General features: G+C 44.8%; 14 protein-coding genes. 10 read left to right on the top strand and 4 right to left on the bottom strand.

Annotated features, from left to right (window positions below):
* The first annotated feature begins 51 nt into the window (after positions 1-51).
* The 6 genes from dptF to ACGHM3_RS06430 are packed head-to-tail and all read left to right on the top strand — an operon-like array spanning position 52 to position 10634.
* Positions 52-1620: a DNA phosphorothioation-dependent restriction protein DptF gene (dptF, locus tag ACGHM3_RS06400; protein ID WP_345427365.1), complete on the top strand. Its 1569-nt coding sequence runs from the start codon at positions 52-54 to the stop codon at positions 1618-1620.
* Positions 1620-2966 carry a DNA phosphorothioation-dependent restriction protein DptG gene (gene dptG / locus ACGHM3_RS06405; protein WP_345427367.1) on the top strand — a complete coding sequence of 449 codons (1347 nt, stop codon included), beginning with the start codon at positions 1620-1622 and terminating at the stop codon, positions 2964-2966. Before dptF ends, dptG begins: the two co-directional genes overlap by 1 nt.
* Positions 2947-8112, top strand: a complete 5166-nt coding sequence (gene dptH, locus ACGHM3_RS06410) for a DNA phosphorothioation-dependent restriction protein DptH (RefSeq protein WP_345427369.1) — start codon at positions 2947-2949, stop codon at positions 8110-8112. Before dptG ends, dptH begins: the two co-directional genes overlap by 20 nt.
* Positions 8105-8650, top strand: a complete 546-nt coding sequence (locus tag ACGHM3_RS06420) for a hypothetical protein (protein ID WP_345427371.1) — start codon at positions 8105-8107, stop codon at positions 8648-8650. Before dptH ends, ACGHM3_RS06420 begins: the two co-directional genes overlap by 8 nt.
* On the top strand, positions 8647-9798 hold the full coding sequence (locus tag ACGHM3_RS06425; RefSeq protein WP_345427373.1) for a DGQHR domain-containing protein: 1152 nt from the start codon (positions 8647-8649) through the stop codon (positions 9796-9798). Before ACGHM3_RS06420 ends, ACGHM3_RS06425 begins: the two co-directional genes overlap by 4 nt.
* Positions 9799-9803: 5 nt before the next feature.
* The gene (locus tag ACGHM3_RS06430) at positions 9804-10634 is read left to right on the top strand and encodes a hypothetical protein (RefSeq protein ID WP_345427375.1); all 831 of its coding nucleotides are present in this window, start codon (positions 9804-9806) and stop codon (positions 10632-10634) included.
* Here the strand turns inward: ACGHM3_RS06430 and dndE are convergent.
* The 4 genes from dndE to dndB are packed head-to-tail and all read right to left on the bottom strand — an operon-like array spanning position 10621 to position 15705.
* Entirely contained in the window at positions 10621-10965 is a 345-nt protein-coding gene (dndE, locus tag ACGHM3_RS06435) for a DNA sulfur modification protein DndE (RefSeq protein ID WP_345427377.1), read from the bottom strand. The genes ACGHM3_RS06430 and dndE overlap by 14 nt on opposite strands.
* Positions 10966-11015: 50 nt before the next feature.
* Positions 11016-13007 carry a DNA sulfur modification protein DndD gene (gene dndD, locus ACGHM3_RS06440; RefSeq protein ID WP_345427379.1) on the bottom strand — a complete coding sequence of 664 codons (1992 nt, stop codon included), beginning with the start codon at positions 13005-13007 and terminating at the stop codon, positions 11016-11018.
* Positions 13007-14590, bottom strand: a complete 1584-nt coding sequence (gene dndC, locus ACGHM3_RS06445) for a DNA phosphorothioation system sulfurtransferase DndC (protein ID WP_345427381.1) — start codon at positions 14588-14590, stop codon at positions 13007-13009. The genes dndD and dndC overlap by 1 nt, the downstream gene beginning before the upstream one ends.
* Positions 14587-15705, bottom strand: coding sequence for a DNA sulfur modification protein DndB (dndB, locus tag ACGHM3_RS06450; protein ID WP_345427384.1), 1119 nt, complete (start codon positions 15703-15705; stop codon positions 14587-14589). The genes dndC and dndB overlap by 4 nt, the downstream gene beginning before the upstream one ends.
* A gap of 1073 nt (positions 15706-16778) precedes the next feature.
* Here dndB and ACGHM3_RS06455 point away from each other — a divergent pair.
* From ACGHM3_RS06455 to ACGHM3_RS06470, 4 genes are all read left to right on the top strand, one after another.
* Positions 16779-17309, top strand: coding sequence for a hypothetical protein (locus ACGHM3_RS06455; RefSeq protein WP_345427386.1), 531 nt, complete (start codon positions 16779-16781; stop codon positions 17307-17309).
* A 690-nt stretch (positions 17310-17999) separates the two neighbouring features.
* Positions 18000-18299: a hypothetical protein gene (locus ACGHM3_RS06460; protein WP_345427390.1), complete on the top strand. Its 300-nt coding sequence runs from the start codon at positions 18000-18002 to the stop codon at positions 18297-18299.
* A gap of 64 nt (positions 18300-18363) precedes the next feature.
* Entirely contained in the window at positions 18364-19266 is a 903-nt protein-coding gene (locus ACGHM3_RS06465; RefSeq protein WP_345427392.1) for a 2OG-Fe(II) oxygenase family protein, read from the top strand.
* Between the two features lie 658 nt (positions 19267-19924).
* Positions 19925-20437 carry a hypothetical protein gene (locus ACGHM3_RS06470; protein WP_345427394.1) on the top strand — a complete coding sequence of 171 codons (513 nt, stop codon included), beginning with the start codon at positions 19925-19927 and terminating at the stop codon, positions 20435-20437.
* Position 20438 lies beyond the last annotated feature (1 nt).

The following is a 20438-nucleotide window of genomic DNA, read 5'->3' on the forward strand; positions in this document are numbered from 1 at the left end:
TGTTACATTAAAATACGAGCAATGCCAATCTGGTTGGCTTAAAGGATGTATATGGATTTTCAAGACCTTTTAGGTACCTTAGCTAGGTCCTCTGCACAAGCGGTATCAACGCTCAAAAAATCATCACATGAAGTTGAGAATCTACGATCCTATTTGTACGTCGAAACAGAAATTGAAAGGCAGTTTGTTAAGGCGCTAGATTCCACACCGTCTTCAGACAGTATTCTGTTTCTTTGCGGCTCAAGTGGAGATGGGAAATCTGAAATTCTTCGGCGGCACTACGAGAAATATTCAAAACAATATCGCTTCCATCTAGATGCAACACACAGCTTTAAACCAGATCAGGATGCAGTACAAGCGCTTAATCAGCTGTTTGATGAACATCAGGAGTCGGAGCGACCGCTGATTGTTGGCATAAACATTGGAATGATGTTCAACTTTCAAAATGCTGGGGCTGAGCGGCATTCACAGATTAGAGACGCCATTGGACGTTTTATTCAAGGTGAGCGAGACTTTGAATGTTATCATTTTCTGAGTTTTGAGGACTATCCGAAGTTCAGTCTGGAAGAAGGCAATGTAGGGTCAGAGTTCATTTCTGAGCTCTTCGCGAAGGTGACGGCTAAAAGCAATGAAAATCTTTTATACTCCGCTTACCTTGATGATGAAAAAAATCATCACAAGCTGGAATATCACAACTACCGGATATTGCAAGAAGAAAGTGTGCAGAAAATTATAGTAAAAGAATTGCTTCATGTTCGCTTGAAATACGACCAGTTTTTCTCTGCTCGTGCCATCCTCGATTTTATTCATAACTTGATTGCTGGAGGGTCAAATCTTTATGACAACCTATTTTCCTCGGCTTCTGGTGGGTTGGGAGAGAGTTTTTCGAATCTTGACCCTTGTCAGAGGCGTTCTCAGAGGATAGACGAGTTTATTGTTCAGCGTTCGCTTGATATAGATGATGAGGTTTTTGAAAAATTCAAAGCCGAGTATCAAAGCCGATATGGTGCCGTAGAAATGTCACCTAATTGTTGGATAAGGGTGTTCTATCTTCTTCGAGATGTTGATTTTGAAAATAATTATCACAAACAGTTTTCGGCAGACTTCGAAATTACTATCTTCGAAGACTATATCAAGATATGGCAGCTACATCGTCCGCCATTAGACAAGAGGAAACTCAGAAATTTTTACAATAAAACTATAATCGCTAGTTTAGTCAAATATGCAAACCGCCTAGCTCCAAAAATTGTTGGCGATGGCCTCTATCTTGCGGAACGCAATGGCGTAATAATATCCGCCAAAGTGGATATGGGTATAGATTTTGGATTACTCAAAGAGACGAACTCAGATCAGATAAGCAATTTTTTTGCAGCGATAAAAGTTGGAGAAGAGCCTGTAAAAACATTTCCTGTATCGATCTCTTTTCTAGAGCTGACAGAGCGTATCATGGCAGGCTACAGGCCTAATAGGCATGATAAAAATACGGTTGTTATTCTTGAAGAGGTTGTTGAGGAAATAACCAGGATCGCCTTAAAAAGTGAAACTTTATACTTTCATAGAGAAAGTGGCAATTGGTCTCTACTGCTGGAAGATGATGAATTCGTAGCGGAGGCCTGCTAATGAGTTTGAGGGACAATTTACAGGCGGCAGCTTCTGTAGAGATTAAAGACCGCAATTTCGTCAATCACTTTCTGACATTTCGACAGCAACGCGGAGAGAAGATTGGCGATCCTGACGTTATGGCTGTTGCTGGAGAGTTACTTTCTATTGCTTGGCGAAAAGCGTTAAAGAAAGGGGCCGCTATTGATAGGTATATAGAGGCGAGTATTGCGCGATTATCGAAGAAAATCGCTGATGAAGAGTTTGAAAACCTCTTACAGCACATGTACTTCGATGATAATGCCAAAGGCCTCTTCCAGGTGTCGCCTGACTTCATGTTGTTCAAGGCAGGTGGTGCATCATCCGGAAATACGCGGCATGTGGGTACGGTATTAGGCAACATGCTGCTTTCCTGGCCAGAGGTAACAACCGTCTCTTCTGAAAATCTGAACTTTCTAGAAGCCGAGCTGCTCGACGAGTTTCAATCCTTTGTTTGTGAGCTATCTCCACCGGATGCAACGGAAGACTATCTGCCCTTTATGGGAGAGGTTTTCGCAGCCGACCTATCTCTGCTGTGTCGATACCCTGGTTACATGATGCAGAATTTGAAGGCTTTTGTAGGGCTATACAATTTTCTCTATAGCGCCCAGTTGGCGATGAACCTTCGTAGCTGGCACACTGAGCCTACCAGCAAGCCACTTTACTTCATCATGGATACTGAACGAGCCAGTAGCGAGCGTACTTACGTTCGTGAGGCTTTGAGTTCTCTTATCGATTATGTCGAAGACCTTTTCCCGGTGTTGTCTGCGCTTGAGTACCTCAATCAGCCTGATAACAAAGAAGCGACCCGCTATCCATTATGGAAGCATTTTCAATATCTTGAGGGGTTGTCAGAAGAGGAGAGTGGTGAGCTAACTAGCGGATTAAAGAGTTTTCTTAAACGCTATCGAGAGACTCGAAGGCGGGAACCTTTGAGTCGTGAACCAAGTACATCAAAAGATGTAATCAAAGCCATAGTTTCAACGGCGAAAGAGATATTTAGCCAGCCACGCTCTAGTCAATTGACTGTAAACAGGAAAGTAGTTGCTTCATTCGAATCTGAAGTGGCTCGCCATTTTATCCAGAATCGTAAGCGTGGTGGACGAGTACTGATTATGAATCAGGACTACCTATTGCTGTTGACGAATCTGGCAGTGGGAAACAAAGAAAAACTTCAATATCAACAGCTAATTGAAGAGTTTAAGCGCCGGGGAGTCTGGTTTGATCAACAGTCTCAACAAGCGCTAATGGAATTTTACGAGCGAGTAGGAAATCTCGAGCGAATGAGCGACAGCGGGGATGCGGTATATGTCCGAAAAACAATTTGAAGGTTTTCTCGTCAATCACCTGAAAACCTGGTTGTCAGAAAGGCTCAAGCCTGGTGATCGTTTCCAATTTCGCTCAACAGACCCGGAGAATACCGTGCGCCTGCTGGCTGCGTTACGTGATGCCGCCGATGGTGCTGTCCAAGACGAAGAAACCCCCCTCAGTTATCTGAATATAAATGGCATCCAGGTTTTGATCGCTGGGCACGCAGAAGAAAGATCGGTAGAGGATGGGTGTTATACCGACAACTATTTGGCGAAACTCAGAGATAGTGTTGTAGATGATGAACGTGCTCTGATTATGGTGCACAACAGCGCGCTCGATACCATTACGAATAGTACATTCGACCTAGCCCAAGCAGGAGCCATTTGGTCAGTTGCAAAAATCAGAGAGCTTCTTGAAAGTCTAATTGACGACAGCATGACCAATAGGCAAACGTCAAAGTGCTTGCTTGATTTGCAAGCAAAGATTGTTGCGTCCGATGGCGCCAGTATTTTCGGGTATCGTAGCCTTTACGAGTCAATGATAGACGGTGATCTGAGATTTGATGAGTTAGGGTTGTTTAATGATCCGCTCCTGACCGGTTCATGGGACGGCGCAACGACTCCCCCTAATCAACGACAGATTGAACGCCGTTTAGAAGAAAACCGGAAGCTTAGATCTGAAATTGAATTTGAACTTGAACATCATCCAGCCGAGCTGGAAGACCGCTTAAGCAGGTTTGGCGGAAAGTTTATAAAGGATAACTTTATAGACAGTGATGACTGGAAGAATCGAACTTACGATGAGCTTGTCGCTGAAATCCAAAGGCAAAAAAAGCAAGCTTTAGAATTCATCGATGTTACTAGTGCTAGCGGAAATCTTCAGCGTCGAAGTAAGACGGAAACCGCAGCCGGACAGCGTGATCAGAACATCCTATTAGAGGTTCTAGCGGATCAAAGTACCTTCCAGGTCAATTTTAAGTTCACCGGTGCTAGAACAGAAAAGAGCGAGTTCGAGGTAAAACCTAATAAGGCGGCCAAGCTGTTGGTGCCAGACCACAAACCCCGTGGTAACAATACGACACTCACGATTACAGGTGAGGTGACTCCGGAACCTTTATTTTTCTCTGTGAAAACAAAGCGAGAGATTTCCAGCGAGCAGTTCAAGTTCCACTGCCTTGTGCTGCCGGAGGGGAAGTTCTGCTTCGACGATATTATCAACAAATATCTGATTAAAGCGACTGGCCGTGGCCAATCGCTCATTATTCAGTCTGATGTCCAAATATTGGAGACCAACCCCAACTTAGATACATTGACAACATTAAAAGATAACGATGAGGTTATCGATGTTAATGAAGTTGGCACGCTCGATTATCAGCAGATCTATGATGAATCTGATGAGGTTAGATTCATTCTTAAAAGTGGAGAGACACTACTTCCTATTCAGATAGAAGGCGAATCAGCAAAAGAGTCACTTACGCTACCGCTCCTTGTGGATACGGGGCGAACACGTCATATGTTCGATGATAATTACTATGGTGTCTATAAAGAGTCGAAAGGTACAGTTGTCGTAGAAAACCAGGAAATCATGCAATTATTCCTGCGAAAGCAACTTTTAGATGCTGAGTGGGAAATTATTGCATCAGAATGGGTTTTCTGGGATGCATCTCAAGAGAAAGGCCTACCAGCTTCTGGATTGACGGCATTCCCTGAGCTTAAAAATCTGCACCAGAGCTACATAGCGTTTCTCAATCACTTCAAAGCTCATGGTAGGCGTACATTGCCTTCACTCGAAGGCTGGGGTCCCACCCTGGTCGGGCTTGCCAGGAATTACGTAGATAATTATCTCGCCTACCTCGAGTCAGTCGAGCGAGGAAAGACCTTATCTCCCTGTACTAAGTTTGTGATGAAGCTGGGCACTGCGAGTATTCGTGATACTGAAGAAAGTCGAGTTAAGAGCTATCTAACCCCGTTTCATCCCCTGATACTGTCTTATTACCTCTATCTTATTGAGAGCATTGAGTCCGAAGGCGATGAATTCAGTTTTCGCACCCTTCCTGATGTGACCCTCAAGCGGCTTAATCCTCGTGGATTGATCCCGCATCTGTTCGATAAGGAGCAGAAATACAGCTATACGCAATCTGTTGATGAAAATGCGTTCTGGCTGGAAATAGTGCCTCACGAAGACAGCAGCTTTGATTACGTCAGCAAATTGGTACGACACAAAGTCGAAGAGTTTACCGAGACCTTCGCGCGCCTGTTCGATACTGTCTCTTCAGCGCCGATACTCATTAATTCAGTTAACCATGCTGAGAACCACGAGCTATTTCGGGGCTTGCTGTCCTACTACATGGAGCATCTGGAAGAAGGTCGCTACATTCATGTCAATCTGTATGACGACGAAGAGATCGAAACAGAATTCGATCTTTTTGCCGAGATGGCTACCTATGATGATATCAAAGACAGGTACGATCTCGATAAAGGTAAGGCCAAGAGAAATACCGATACCATTGTCGACGTCCTACGTACCCGACTGACCTTCAGCAAGTTCCTCAATGGTAAGAGTGAGAAGCAAGCTTATGCGCATCTCACATTCTTTAAGAACAATCAGGTTGTCGATGCGCGTGACAACAATATCGATGAGCACCTCTCTGGTGTTGCTTGTGGCGGCTTGCTGAATGGTGAATCATCTCGAAGCGAGAACGATGCATACTTTACGGCGTTTGGTCTGAAGGGAGTTGATTATTCAGACAAGCCCCACCTAAAGATTGCGCGTTTATTTGGGGCGTTGTGGCGGCCTACGCACTTGAGTAGTGACTCTTATCATGAGCACTCGGCAATTAGCCTTGCGGTCAGTGATTCAGTTAAGACCCGTCTAGCTAAGTCCTATGATAGCTCTGTATGGGTCACTATTGTTGACCCGAAAGTGACCCTGGACTTCTTCTCTAACACAAATGACGTCATCTTGATTCATTATTCGGATCAATACACCAGTTCCGCTGGATATGATGCTATTACAGTAACTAAGCAATCACAGCTGTATCGCAGTGTGCTTGGCGCGTCGGGTGAGAGCCTGATGCGCGAGTTCAACGCCTTCAATGGTGAGTGGCTCTTGCAAATGGTGAACGACCCAAGCAAGGAGAAACTGGGCAAAGAAGGGGTTATTGCTTCTTACAAGGCTGTTTCTGCGATGTTGTCTCAGTCCGATATCTGCTGGGTACCATTGTCTGTAGCCGAGATGATTCGCGTTGCTGGAAATATTGGGCTGGCAATGAGCGACTCGGACTTCTCTCGGCATAACTTCGGTATTAAACGGGGCGCTATTTCTGACGATGTGTTGTTTGCCGGTTTCAAGGGCGGCAAGCTATACCTGTTGCCGGTTGAGTCTAAAGCGGGCGCACGCCCGAACTTTGAAAAGGCGCGCAAGCAAGCGCGTGAATTGAAAGAGTACATGGAAGGATTACTGGGTCAGAAAAACCTGGCTGGTCGGTTGTATCGTGGTTTGTTTGTACGCCAGGTGCTCCTGCAGGTTGAGAAGTATCAGCTTTATAAGGTATTCAGTGATGACTACTTTGAAGAGCTGTTGTCCACACGGGAAGAGTGGTTAGAAGGTGCTTACGAATTAGCACAACTGAAAAACTACCCCTTAGGAATGGTCGTAGCTCATCTTAATACAGATTCCTGTGTCACAGAACGTTACGAAGAGATCGAGGGAATTCTTGAAATTGACATCCCAATGAGCAAGCTTGCAGGCTTAGTTCATCAGCCCTACGAGAAGTTGAAAGAAGAGCTTCAGGCAGGCCACCTATTGGCAGTACCTAATTACTATATTCTTAGTGATTCTGTTAGCGATGTACCAGTCAATCAAGAGTCCAGTGGGGTTGGTGAATCTTCTGAGACCGAAGCTGGCGCGAATACATCAGCCCCTGATGTTGGGCGTCCTAAGGCTGCAGAGCCCTCGGCCATATACAATGCATCCTTGCCTAGTAACCCAGCGGAGGCAGTCAAGCCAACAGAGCCTCTGGTTATTCAGTTCGGTACCGATGTGTCCAGTAATCAACCAGTACTATGGGAGCCTACAAATACCGAAAAGCTGTTTAATACCAACACCGGTATTATTGGCACCATGGGTACGGGAAAGACGCAGTTCACTAAGTCTATGATTACTCAGTTGGTGCGTAACCAGCATAACAATGTGTGTGGTACGCCTATTGGCATTCTGATCTTCGATTACAAGGCTGATTACGTTAAAGATGACTTTGTTGAGGCGACAGGAGCTAAGGTCTATGACTTGTACCATCTGCCATTTAACCCACTGGCTATATTTGGTGATAGGCCGATGCAGCCAATGCATACGGCGAATCTCTTTAGAACAACCATTTCCAAAGCATTCGGATTAGGGGCCAAGCAGCAAAACAAAGCGCGGACTTTGGTTATGGATGCTTACGAAGCAGCCGGTATTCATCCTCAGGATAAGAGCACGTGGAGCAAGCTACCGCCGACTTTGGCGGACGTGTGGGCAGAATTTCAAGCTCAGGATAAAATTGAGCAGGATTCACTCTATGCGGCACTGGACGATTTAATCAGCTTTGAAATTTTCGAGCCAGACAGCAGCAAGACTAAATCGCTTTATGATCTCGTGGATGGGGTGACGGTAATCAATCTGTCGGGCTACGACCCTAGCATTCAGAACCTGGTGGTCGCTCTGACCCTTGATTTGTTCTACACCCAAATGCATCAGCAAGGCAGTTCAAAACTGGATGGCAACTTCCGTCAGATCTCCAAGATGATCCTAGTTGATGAGGCAGACAACTTTATGTCGCAGGACTTCGAGAGCTTAAAGAAGATTCTGAAAGAGGGGCGTGAATTTGGGGTAGGTACTATTTTGTCGACGCAAGAACTAACTCACTTTAAAACCGGGGATAACGACTACTCGACACTGATCCTTTCATGGGTAATTCATCAGGTGGCGAACATCAAGTCTCAGGAAATCAAGGCGATATTTAATACGCAAACGAAAGGTGATGAAGAATACTTTATGGGCCAAATCCGTAAGCTCGAGAAGCATCATAGCTTGTGCGTGGATGGTAAGAAAAAAGTGGCTAAAATTAAAGATTTGGCATTTTGGGAGTTGGTGGATAATTTGAGGGGGGTTGATAGTGTTTGATACGCACAAGCAAACAATAAGTGCATGCTTTTGGATGCTTTTGGGCTCTTTTTTACCAATGATAGTGGATGCAGCACTTAGGAACTGGATGTTTTCTATGAGCTATTGGGATGCCTTAAAAGATACAATGAGGGGCGGTGAGGTGTTTATTCTAACAACTGCAATGATAACGCCTTTTTTTTGGCTGCTCGTGAAGAAGGTCGCAGGGAGAGTAAAAAATCATTTTAGAATGTTCGGGATCGTATTCTTTTTTTCGTTGGTTTCATTGATAGGGGGCGTCGGAACTTTCGCGTATTTTAGAATTGGCCAGTTGCTCTCAAATGAAAGTATGAGCTTGGAAAAAGAAACACTTGATTATCTTGATGCGATATTTTCAAACGATCTAATTTATTTTGCGTACCCTATATATTTCATATCACTTTTGGTGTGGTATTACTCAGCATACTATGAAAACAATCCCCCTTCGGACTATACGGCGAGCGTTTTTAGGGGCCAGAAATCACTAAGTAGTAAAGTGTTTAATAAGGAGCAGGTATGATGAAGCTCGTTGTAGAGTTTGATGCTATTAAGGTAAGTCAGCCTGTAGGTGAGTTTTATTGTGGAGTCATGAACGCTGAAGATGTCGCTAGGATATCGGAAGCTGATGTTCGCAAAATGGAGAATGATGACGTTGGAAAATACCTTGGTATTCAAAGAGAGTTGAAGCCTAATAGGGTGAAAGAAATCAGTTCCTATATAAAAACTATTGACGCCACCTTCCCAAGTTCAATTATCTTATCTGTCGATGAGGATAATGTTGAATGGAGTGATCAGGATAAAAAGGTCAAGCTTTTATCCGAAGATGATCGGGATGATAAAATTGCTTCAATATTAGATGGTCAGCATCGTTTAGCAGGATTTAATGAACATAATTTTGAATTCGAAAATCCCGATGGTAGTTTTTCGAAGTTTCAGCTTTTAGTAACTATTTTTGTTGGTGCGGATATATCTACGCAAGCAGGGATATTTGCAACTGTTAATTTGGCGCAAACCAAGGTCAATAAGAGCTTGGTTTATGACCTTCAAGCCCTAGCTGATTCTAGGAGTCCTGAAAGGACATGCCATGATATTGCTGTAATATTAAACTCAGAGTCTAAAAGTCCATTTTATAGATCTATAAAACGATTAGGAGTGGCTACTCCGGGTGTAAAGAATGAGTTTCTTACACAGGCTACTTTTGTCGAGAATTTAGTTAAGCTCATATCGCCAGATCCTAAATCTGATAGAGATTATTATTTGTCTGAGTCAAAGTTCTGGAGAAAGAAAAAGGAGCTCTCTTATATGGATGATGCGAGCTTAGAAAAGCATTTTTTTAGAAAAGCATTTGTTGAAAATAGAGATGAGATTATTGCCTCAAATCTAGTTAATTTCTTTAATGCAGTTAAGAGGAAGTGGCCAAAGGCATGGTCAAAAGCTGAGAAAAAATCATCGTTAAACAAGTCTATTGGATTCTCCGCTTTGGTTAGAGTTTTTAAGGATTCGTACAAAGAAATGAATAGTAATTTGAATTGGGATATGGTTGTTGATGAAAGTTCTTATTTTAAACGCCTAAACCAGAGCTCTGTTAACGACGATTTTTTCTTGAATCTTGATCCGTCTTCAAAATCTGTGAAGGTTATATATGATGCGATTTCAGCTATAGATTAATTGCTATGGAAGATCATAAAGCAAAGTATAAGTTTACTTCGGCATCAGATCATGCATATAACCTGAAGTGTTGCATTCAATTCGGTTGTTTTGAAGGGCAATATTTTGAATTTGCAGGTGTTGACACACAAGGTGTTTTAGAGGTTTTAAGTTGGCTAGAATTGTCCGCAGACATTTCTGACGTAGAAATAAGCCCCAGATACTCAAACTCGGTTCAATGGTGTTCGGGGGCCTACGAGTACGAAAAATTACACAAATCTCACTACAAAAAGTTTGCATTCAAAATATCACGCTTGGTATTCGTTTGGAGTGCGTTTGAGCAGTTATGTGAGACTATTGGTATCGATTCAATTGTTCCAGGAAACGAAGGGCCAGGAGTGAAAGTTGGAAAGTTTTTGCAGCAAAAAGATATAACTGTCCATCCAAGCTTTATAGAAATGTGGAGACACCTATCTGATTTATATCTGAAACATGAAGACTTTGGTAAGAAAAAGATAAAAATATACCCATTTGCTGAGTCGTGGGATGTGGCTTCATTAATTAATCTGGCGAGAGATGTCAGAAATAAGGCTGCGCATGGTGGTAGTTCACTTAGATCTCCTGAAGATTACTCTTTTGGAGGTGAGCTACCAAGCAAGTGTTATCTTTGTTTCATCGATGCCGCAGTAAGGGCTGTATTGTTAACTATGCAGATGCTGCTTAGTACTTTTCTTTCGAAGAAAGTTGGTGAGTATTATTGCAGCTATAGTGGGGAGGGCAGAGCATTGGATATGTCGCAATACTTGAACACTTTGCACCTGGCACAAACTGAACATCCAGATATTATGCACTGGTAATTAGACGTGTGATGTTGGGGGTTCCCTCAATAGTAGTCGCCCCATCATCTACATGACTGCCCCAAGCCTTATAATAATCCTTAGCTCCAAGCTTTGGATATTTCTGCTTTAGTAGCATCTCTATCACATCGCCGTAGTCGCCCAGCCAAGTGTACTTATCCAGTTCACGTTGAGTAAGCTGGATATCTTCGCCAGTCCATGTGAAGCTACGTTCAATAGAAGCAAAGAAGGCCAAGCGAGCACCGATATTCACGGTTAAGCCTGTGTTATTCTGCAGGCGTCGCAGTGAGTTAAAGGCCTTTTCTGAAACTTTCATTTTTTGCGGCAGCATGGTATCTCTCGTATTGTTCTGTACTTTCTCAGTTTGAATATTGTCCAGGGTTAGTACCGCCAGAAGTAGCCTTCGTAGTATGCGGAACTTCCTGCTTGTGGATCGTAAGCGACCTCGAAAGCGTGTGAGATCTCTGGTGACAGTTCTTTATAGAAGTCTTCATCGACCTCGGTATCCGTCGATAAGATCAATACCTGATGGCTGGCGGTGGGGAAGTAGTTTTTCACCAGATTCTCTCGGTGATGTGAGTCCAGTCGGCCTAGTGGTGTATCAATAATGATTGGCAGGTTGCGGCCAGAGGTGCGCCCGAGGGCTTCCAGCATGGCAATAGCGTAGATCTGCTTCTCACCTGCGGATAGCTTTTTCTTGTCGATGATTTGGCCTGCGCCATCGACGAGCGAAACATTGAAGGTTTCGGGGTCAATTTTAGCGGTAATCATCAGGTCGTCTTTACGGGCTAGTTTGGCAAACGACTTAATAAACTCTTGCTCAAGGGTATTGATCCTGGTTTCGCGACTTCTGCTAGAGAAGCTTTCCAAGAGACCTCTGGTACGGTCAGCTAAAGTGACCGCTTGATCCAGGTTCGTTACGTTACCAAACTCTTTCTCTTTGTCTCGAAGTTTGCGCAAGCTATCCATCGCCTCACGCAGAGTGGCTTTGGCTGCCTCAGTTTTTTGTTTGATCTCAGTGTGGCGCTGTCCAAGGGTGTTTTCGATTTCGCCCAGCTCGGAAACAACGTTAGAAATCCGACGTTCATCTGGTGCTCGTGAGATATTGAGGCCGATATTAGCTAATTCTTCTTCGACTTCTTCAAGCTCGCTAGAGAGCGTTTTCACTTTGGCCTGTTGTTCTGGCACAACTTTGGTAATTAGGTGATTCAGGTGGTTGAATTCGCTATCAGAGATATCGTGGATGATGTCTGTATCAATGGGTGCTGCTGCGGGTAAGCTTTCTCCGATGGAGGCTTCAATAGCCTTCTTGTGCTCCTTTCCGAGTGACTTGATTAATGCGCTCTGAATTTTGGTTAGCTGCTTATGTAGCTCAACCTGGAGCACCAGTTGGCGTTTAGCTTGTTGTTCGTCAGACAGCTGCTTCAGCAGGTTGGTAATTTGATTTTTCGCCAAAGCTAGAGGGGCCGCATCTGCAATCAGATTTCTGATTTGCCCTTGTAATTCATTCCGCCTGGCTCTCAACGCTTGTTCTTTGGTTTCTGCCTCTTGCCTATTGCTGGCCCAGGCGCCTCCCAGATCATTGATGTTCTGGTTCAATCGCTCTTTTGTTGCTTCGAGCTCGGTCGACTCAATCTTTAGGGCTTCGATATCGGCTAGTTGAGACTGATATTTGGAGTAAAGAGATTGGTAGTGGTTCTCGAGAGATTCCATCTCTTTTTGAATAGCAGAGGGTAGCTTGTCTCGTTTCTGATCACGCAAGTAAACACCGAGATCTGCCTTTAGTCGATCGATTATGTCCAAGCCTAGAAGTCGATTGATAGCATCCGCCAACGCGCTGTTGTTGTCATCTTCGGCGAGGTCGGCGATCTTCTCTCCGTCAAAGAAGAACAGGTCGGCCACGCCAATGGGAATCAGCTCATTGAGGAAGGCCTGTTTTTGTTGGTCGGTCAGATCTTTGAGATGCTCGCCATTCTGGCTGATTTCGACATTTTCAAATACGCTCTTGCCGCTTACGGTCCAGACGCGCTTGATGGTATAGTCGATAACTTCGCCTTGACGCCCAAAGTTGAAGTCTAGCTTTATTCCTGCAGTATTAGGTGCGAGAACCTTCCCCTTAGGTCTGTGGATGGCATCCGCTAAAAACTGGTGGTAGTTCTGTACAGATACGGTACGGCCAAGACTCTGCTTGCCATAGAGTGCAAGTCGCACAGCGGTAAGCGTTGTTGTTTTACCCGCACCATTCAAGCCACCGAAAAGTATGATGGGCCGCTTGCGGTTGTATTTCACCCGTGGCTCCAGATCGATACGGTTGTCGTCAAAACTGCCTTGGAAAACACCAAAATCTTGCAAGTAGAGGCTTTTTAAAATCATTAGCTTAGGGCCTCATACTCTTTGGTCAGAGCTTTGAGTTGTTCGTCATAGACAGATTTCAAGTGTAGATCTGTACTGTCGGCTTTGAGCTCGTTTTTCAGTTTATTCTTAAAGTCTGACGTGTGGGTCGCGGCAGCTTTGGCCGCTTGGATATCCTCCATGCTTCCCCAATCGTTTTTGAGCAAGCTCTCAATTTTGTTAAACAAACCTTTTCGGCGGCTAAGGCCGTCCATGGAGAGTTCAAGCTCCAGAAGCTTCATAACCAATTCTGCGGGCACACCATTCTCAGCCGAAAGCTCATCAATGAGGTCGGCGTCTGCCTGTGAGAAGGCTCCGCTATCGTGTTCGACCCAGTCTAAGTCCTCGCCGTATACGGAGTGGTAGATTTTGGGCAGTTCGTCTGACCAGTCTGGCTCATTGGGATCGAACATCCATTCTTTACGAATGGCATGCAGCTCTTCCGGATGAATAAGCTGAATCTTACGCCCTTCTGCTATGAGGTTTTTCTCAATAGTCAGTAGCTCTTTCAGCCATTGCTTTCTGTATTCAAGCAGATAAGGTCCAGGAATCGTTTTGATTTCGGCGATATTGTCATTGTCTATTGCGCCGCGTGCATACTGGATTCGTCCGGTGCGACGTTTAAAGTTACGAAACTCGTTCTTATTTTCTGGGAGCGTAGTTTTAAAGAGCTTGTTGCGGAAGCTTTTTAGCTTCTTCAACCACACTTCACCTGAATTAATCAGCCCCTCAATGGCTCTGTCTTTGGTGACGACCGTACAAGTCCAACAGCCAAACCGGGAGTTACCACAGGATGGTGTGTTGGTATCTATCACCAAGGGGCATTCACCTGCACTTGAGTCTTTGTAAAGTTCGAACAGTTCGAAGTGGTCACCACCCCAGGGGGCGGGAGCACCTAGCAGGTACATCCACACTTCATCGAAAGTCCAGTCCTCAATGGGCATATAGGTAAATGCACCAGGTAGTGACGAGTGACGGGATAGTGAAGAGCCTTCGATCTTATGTTTAGCGATGACTTGGGCGCGGGAGGAGCTTTCTTGGCTCCGGGCACCTAGGACAACGATTACCTCTCCAAAACGGGCAATTTTATCTTTGATAAAGGCACTAACTGGATCGATTTTCATCCGTTCAGTGCACCAACGGAAGTTCTGCGTCGGCGCAGGATAGCCTTTGCCCAAGAGATTTACCCAGAAGGTCTCATTCCACGCCGGATACACGACATGGGCGGAGATGGGGAGTCTCTGTTGTTCTGCGTTTTTATTAATGGCCTCAATGGAGTCGTTGATCATGTCGACGACCATGGGTGTTTCAACTAGCGTGTCAGATGAAATCACGTAGATATGCTTGTGGCGTTTAGTTGCTGGGAGGCCTGTCAGCGCCACATATACAAGGGATAAAACGGTTGTACTATCTTTTCCACCGCTAAAGCCGATGACCCATGGCTTTTCATTCTCTAGGTATAATTCCTGTATTTCCCGTACAAGGTCATGGGCCGGGCGGCCGGCAAATTCAGACGCTTCCAGCATTTCGTCCATGCTGGAGTAAAGGGTTTTTTTCTGGCTCATGAATTTAGTTGATCTTCGATGTTTTGCTGTTCTGCATCGAGTGATACTCCAAGTGCACTACGGATGACATTGGCTGTAAGTATGGTACTGCTGCGTGTTTTGCTGATCTTGCCATGGTTATCCATGGCTCTGCCCCGCCATTGTTTAATATTTGATCGGCTCCAATCTATCGTGGATAGACGTGAGAGCCTCTTTTTCCAATCGTTTGGAAATTGTCTAAGCAAGTCCGAGCCTGCTTCTCCTAAGGCTCCGAGTCCAATCCCGTGGGCATGGATGTATTGCTCGCGAAGGTCTGAAGTGGAGGTCTTGCGATTGAGTGCATCTTGCCAATCGAGCATGTTACTACAAACTGCTTCCCAGTACTCAGATGCGACCAGCATTTCGGGCTCTGATATGCGCTCTTTCCCGCGCTTGCCTAGGAGAGCTTTTGAAGCTTGTTTAAGTGAGCTCAAGGTAAACAGCTTGCTACTACGTTTGGAAAGGCTACTGCTTTCAAGATCTGTTAGGGCCTTGAAACAAGGCACACATTCATATACGTATCTGGCGAGAGCTGAGGCATCATCTCTATGATCATAGAGCGTGCTTAGTGACTCAGAGGGCCTTACTGCGTGTTTGTTTAAGTCGGCAAACATCTGTTGACTACGGGTTAAGCCTTCATCAACGAAGAACAGCACAGGAATGTTATCGTGCCCTAACTCATGGGCTTCCTTTACTGCTTGCTCAATGGCTTTCCGACGATGCTGACCATCATTAACCAGAATCTGGGTGTCCATTCCAATCGAGAGCAATCCAAGGTTGATTGCTGGGCCTGTGTCCGCCACAGTTTCGAAAATAACGGAACCATCAATAGAGGCTGTAATCGCCGAGAGTGTATAAGAGCGGGGATTTTCAACTAGATAGTGGGTTATGTCTGGTACTCTACTTTCATTTAATCTCCGTTGTGCGCGTAACTCGGGTGGTACAACGTCTTCATCGAAGACAAATAATTTGGGTATAAGCCTCATTGGGCACATCGCTATGTAACATGGTCTACCCGCTTGCATTCCTCTTACTGCAGGAAACTTGTGAGTATACTCGTTTAACAAAGTAGAGCTCATCGTCCCGGACCGATTCATTGTTTGGTATTAATTACGAACAGGGCGTATGTTGTTCGTAATTGAGTTAAAAGGCAAGCTTTCTAGATAAATTTTATTAAGGTGTTGACTGGCAAATAGCAGGCCTGACATCGGATGGCGACTGGTAACTAAAAAGGACATACACGTTAGCAGGAGCTAAACACGACACGCACGTTAGTACGAGCTGAGAATGCTGCGTATTATCGCCCGCTAGGCTCAATTTGTTATCTTCTAAATGGTTTTAGCGTTGGAAAGCTCGCTCGGGCGGGGTTAGTTACGATAATTTGAGCTTCTCGCCAGATTTGAGACAAGTCGGCGCCCGCCTATTCGATGATAAGCGTAAATTCTATAATTAATTTGATTCTCAGATTTACGTAAATGCACTTTGGCAGGCAGCCATACCAGGCGTTCGAGTGAAGCCCAACAACTGCGCCGCCATTTTCAACCGATGGCCACAGCCCGCCAAGCTTTTGAATCTTGATTCAAACCTTTAGGTCGTATCCAGCCACTGATCGGTCTCAATGCATAGCCGATCCAGAATCGGAGGCTGGTTTGCGTCTATATCACCGCGTTTATCTTCGCAAAGAGTGAGAAGGGGGTTATAACGTTTGGGTTCGCATATAGCAAGGCTTTCGTGGTCAATTTGATTGCTGCGGAGTTTTTATTTACTCGCTTTTACACTATAGTCCTATAGGTTTAATACTTCAGTGTTGGATTTGGCTTACCTCGTGTTAAGTCTTTCAAATGGTTGGGTTCGGTTTTTGAGTGCATGTCCGGTTATTGCGTTTATTAATACTGCTAGCAATTCATTTGATAGCCAAGTGTCGTTATTTTATGTTTATCGCATTGCTTGGCTTTGGGGATGAGTTCTGTTTCTCTTGGAGGAATAAAAGCAAGTTGCAAGCTTAGTACTTTGGGGAGACTAAAATTGTTGCTTTATACTGGATAAAATAGAAGTTGTATGGAGAATATTGAATTTCGATGAAATCTTGGTCCTGTTGTGATCCTTCGTAAGCGAATTAACCCGTACATGGAGTTCAGTAATATTTAATCTTAATAAATAAGGGAATTTAATGAAGTTATTTTTTTATGAAGCTGATGAGAATACTTTAGCGAGCGAGTGGGCGGTTGAGCTAAGACGAATCCTTTCTAAGGCCGGCTTAGGTGCTATTGATATAGCCCCGGTTGACGAAGAATTGGCAGTCGCTTTTAACCAGTGGGATGGAATAACTGATATTAATTCTTTGGTGTATCATTACGTGGATGATCATAACCTGGATTACATTCCTTTGGTACTTGTCACCTCTAATGAGGGATCTAAATATCATGCATATAGTAAACAAGAGGTGGGGGTCGCAGATTGGGGGTGTTGGTTAGCTGGGCCAATCTCGGTCGCATATTCAACCCCGTCAGCGAGCTTAGCCACCCAGCTACACGAAACGCTCCATCTCTTCAATGTGGATGATTGTTACGACAAGGATAACCAATGTCTTCCAAAAGCACAGTGCGCGGATGAAAATTGTGTCATGCGCTATGGTAAAGTTTCTAACCAAGTGTGTTCATCTGTCTTGGCCCAGTTGCGGGCCCTTTCTAGTAATATTTAAGAGACATACCAACCTGATGTAACCAAAGCACACCACTGCAACGCAGGCTAAAAAGCCGAACTTAACAGGACACGTACGTTAGTAAGATCTCAGCTAAGCAGGAAATGTACGTTAGTGAGAGCTGAGAGTGCAGCGTATTGTCGCCCTTTAGGCGTAATTTGTTATCTTCTAAATGATGTTAGCGTTGGTAAGCAAGCTCAGATTGTGTTTGTTTTGATTGGGCTGCTCTCCAGATTCGAGATAAGTCGACGCCCGTCCATTCTATGATAAGCGTAAATTCTATAGTTGATTTAATTCTTAGCGTTATGGAAATGCGCTTTGGCAGGCAGCCATACCAGATGTTCGAGTGAAGCCCAATAACTGCGCCGCCATTTTAAACCGATGGCCACAGCCCACCAAACTTTTAAATTTTGATTAAAACTGTTGGGCCAGATCCAGTCACTGATCGGTCTCAATGCATAGCCGGTCCAGAATCGGAGGCTGGTTTGCATCTACAGTTCCGCGGTTATCGTCACGAATTAGCCGCCCGGTCCAATCAAGAAATTCCAGATAGTCCAATAAATAGTAGGGCAGGCCAGAGAGAACTACTTTTGTTGGGTTGTGCGAAAAATCGCCTATTGCTAATCCTGAGTTGTACAATTAATATACTTTGGCTCTTTACTTTGTCTCATCGCCTAGGTGGATTAATCCGTGGTTTTACTAACCGCTAGAATCATTTCACACATCGGGCGTAAACGAATACAAAACCGCAACATCGCGTTGTTGCCAGGCCCAAACATGCACGATGACGTTACCCACAACAACCTTGCCACTGGCCATGCAGTGCCAGGGCTTGGTTGTGCTTCGGCTTGGGCGGTTAACTCGTCACTTTTCATAGCGCTTGCAGTGCTGCTACTTTCAAACAAAGGTTTGCGCGGTCTACGCATGCTGTGCCTAAAACCCTCCAGTTTTGGCCACTTCCATTGGTGCCAAGCTTACTGGGCCGATTAACCTGCCTGAAAGATCTATAGCATAAATTCAATTATTGTCTGAATTTTTCTTCAGGAGTCAGGTTATGGCTGTTCCAACCATCGATTTTAGTAACCTCAGCACGGCGCCAGCAGAATTAGAAGACGCGTTGAGTAATGTGGGCTTTTTACAACTCGTCAACGTTGGCATTGATGAAGCGGTGTTGCGTAACGCCTTGCAACAATCACAGCAATTTTTTTCACGCTCGGCGGACGAAAAAGCAGGCTACCGCTACCGCAATGCCGCAGAAAACTTCGGTTATCAGGGGCTGCAGGAAGAAAACCTCGACCCAACCGCGCCTGCGGATATCAAAGAAACCTTCACTATGCGCAACATTCTTCAGCAGAGCTTTGCCGATGAGCGCTGGCCAGGTGCTGAATTTAAGCAAGCTATGCTCGCCTTATATAAAAATGCTCTGGCAGCCGCTTACGCGGTACAGCGAGTGATTGCGTTGCAGTTAGGAGTTAATGAAGATTTCTTCACCCGCAAGCATCGGGGTGAAAATATATCGCTTCGTTTATTACATTATCCTCCTGTGCCGCCGGGTGGGGTGAGCGACAAGCAACTGGGCGCCGGTGCGCATACTGATTACGGTTTCCTGACCTTGTTGTTCCAAGATGACGTAGGTGGTTTGCAGGTGCTGGATAAACAGCAGCAGTGGCAAAATGCCACACCCATGGCCCAAGCGGTTCTGGTGAACTGTGGCGACCTGTTAGAGCGTTGGACCAACGGCCGCTTTCAATCCACCTTGCATCGGGTTCAACCGGTTTCCGGCGTACGATCACGCTATTCCATCGCCTTTTTTGTCGACCCTGACGACGACACCTGGGTAGAGCCACTGCCCAGTTGTGTGAGTGAGCAAAACCCACCTCTATTTGAGGGCACCACGGCGGGTGAGCATATTCTGGCCAAGCTGAACCACTCGCACATAGCGAGGTTTGAGCAATGAAAACAACCTCGAAAAATTCGTTGCGCCCGCATCTGCCATTAATTATTGCTGGTAGAATTAACCAAGACATGCATGTTAGTAAGAGCTGAGAGTGCAGAGTCTTGTCGCCCTGTAGGCTCAATTTGTTATCTTCTAACTGATTTGTGCGTTGGAAAGCTCGCTCCGATGGTGTTTGAATGTGTGCCCGGTTAGTGATGACTATTATTGTCTTCTCGATCGAGCCCGTTAGGCGGCAAGTGGTGAGCCAGGAGTCTTGTTAGACTTTTGACAAGCTTATCAAATGGGATGACGTTCCCGAGCCTGCGGCCGTCCATAAAGAGGGCGCAAAAGCAAATCAATGCGCCACATTGCAAGTATTAATACCGATTTCCTCTCAGTAATGAGACGCGCTTCACGCTTTTTGTCGGCGCGCGTCGTTCCTTCCCCTCAAACATCATTTATATTATTCGGCCTATTTATATTGCGAAGGCTATAGGATGGCTTGCGACACTTTTGCGTAATACTCTGATGAGATTTTGCGGGAGATGGCGTTTCACGCTTGGGATGTTTAACGTCTCACAAAACCGTAATACACAAACAAAAGTTGTGTGATCTAAGTCTCTAACTAACTGAAAAAGCAACATGGTATTATACCGTTTATTTCTGAAAGGGATGTCCAATGAAATACATAATTATATTGGTTTTAATTTCTATGTTGCATGGTTGTGCAACTGCGCCTGCAACTGTTATTTCCTACAGCCCTTTTTTTAAAGTTCAGATTCCTCATCGCGATCTAAACGGGGCGGTTTTTTTTCAGTCGGATTCTATTTCAGTTCGATTTTCAGATGGTAGTGTTTTGTCCGGCTTAATAATTGATGAAGAAATTGAATCACTTCCTCCAGGTTTTAATTTGGCAGAATACCCAGAGTTTTCATTGGGCTTAAAGTCTACAGACGATTTGCAGGAGCCATACGCTAGCCTCTTCAGCAACTCATGGGAAGAAACCAAAAGAATGCTAGAAAATCCGGCAGTAACTAAGTCTAAGAATGGGAATAAACTGATTTACACTGCATGCGGTTCGAATTCATGCGTGTCATTTTTAGTGGATCAAACAATGACGGAACACATCTTTATGCTCTCTGGGTCCAATTTTGATCAAAGTAAATATCTTAATTTGCTAAGCGGAATTTAAT

It is taken from the genome of Halioxenophilus aromaticivorans, from assembly GCF_042850945.1.
In the GTDB taxonomy this organism is placed as follows: Bacteria; Pseudomonadota; Gammaproteobacteria; order Pseudomonadales; family Cellvibrionaceae; genus Halioxenophilus; species Halioxenophilus aromaticivorans.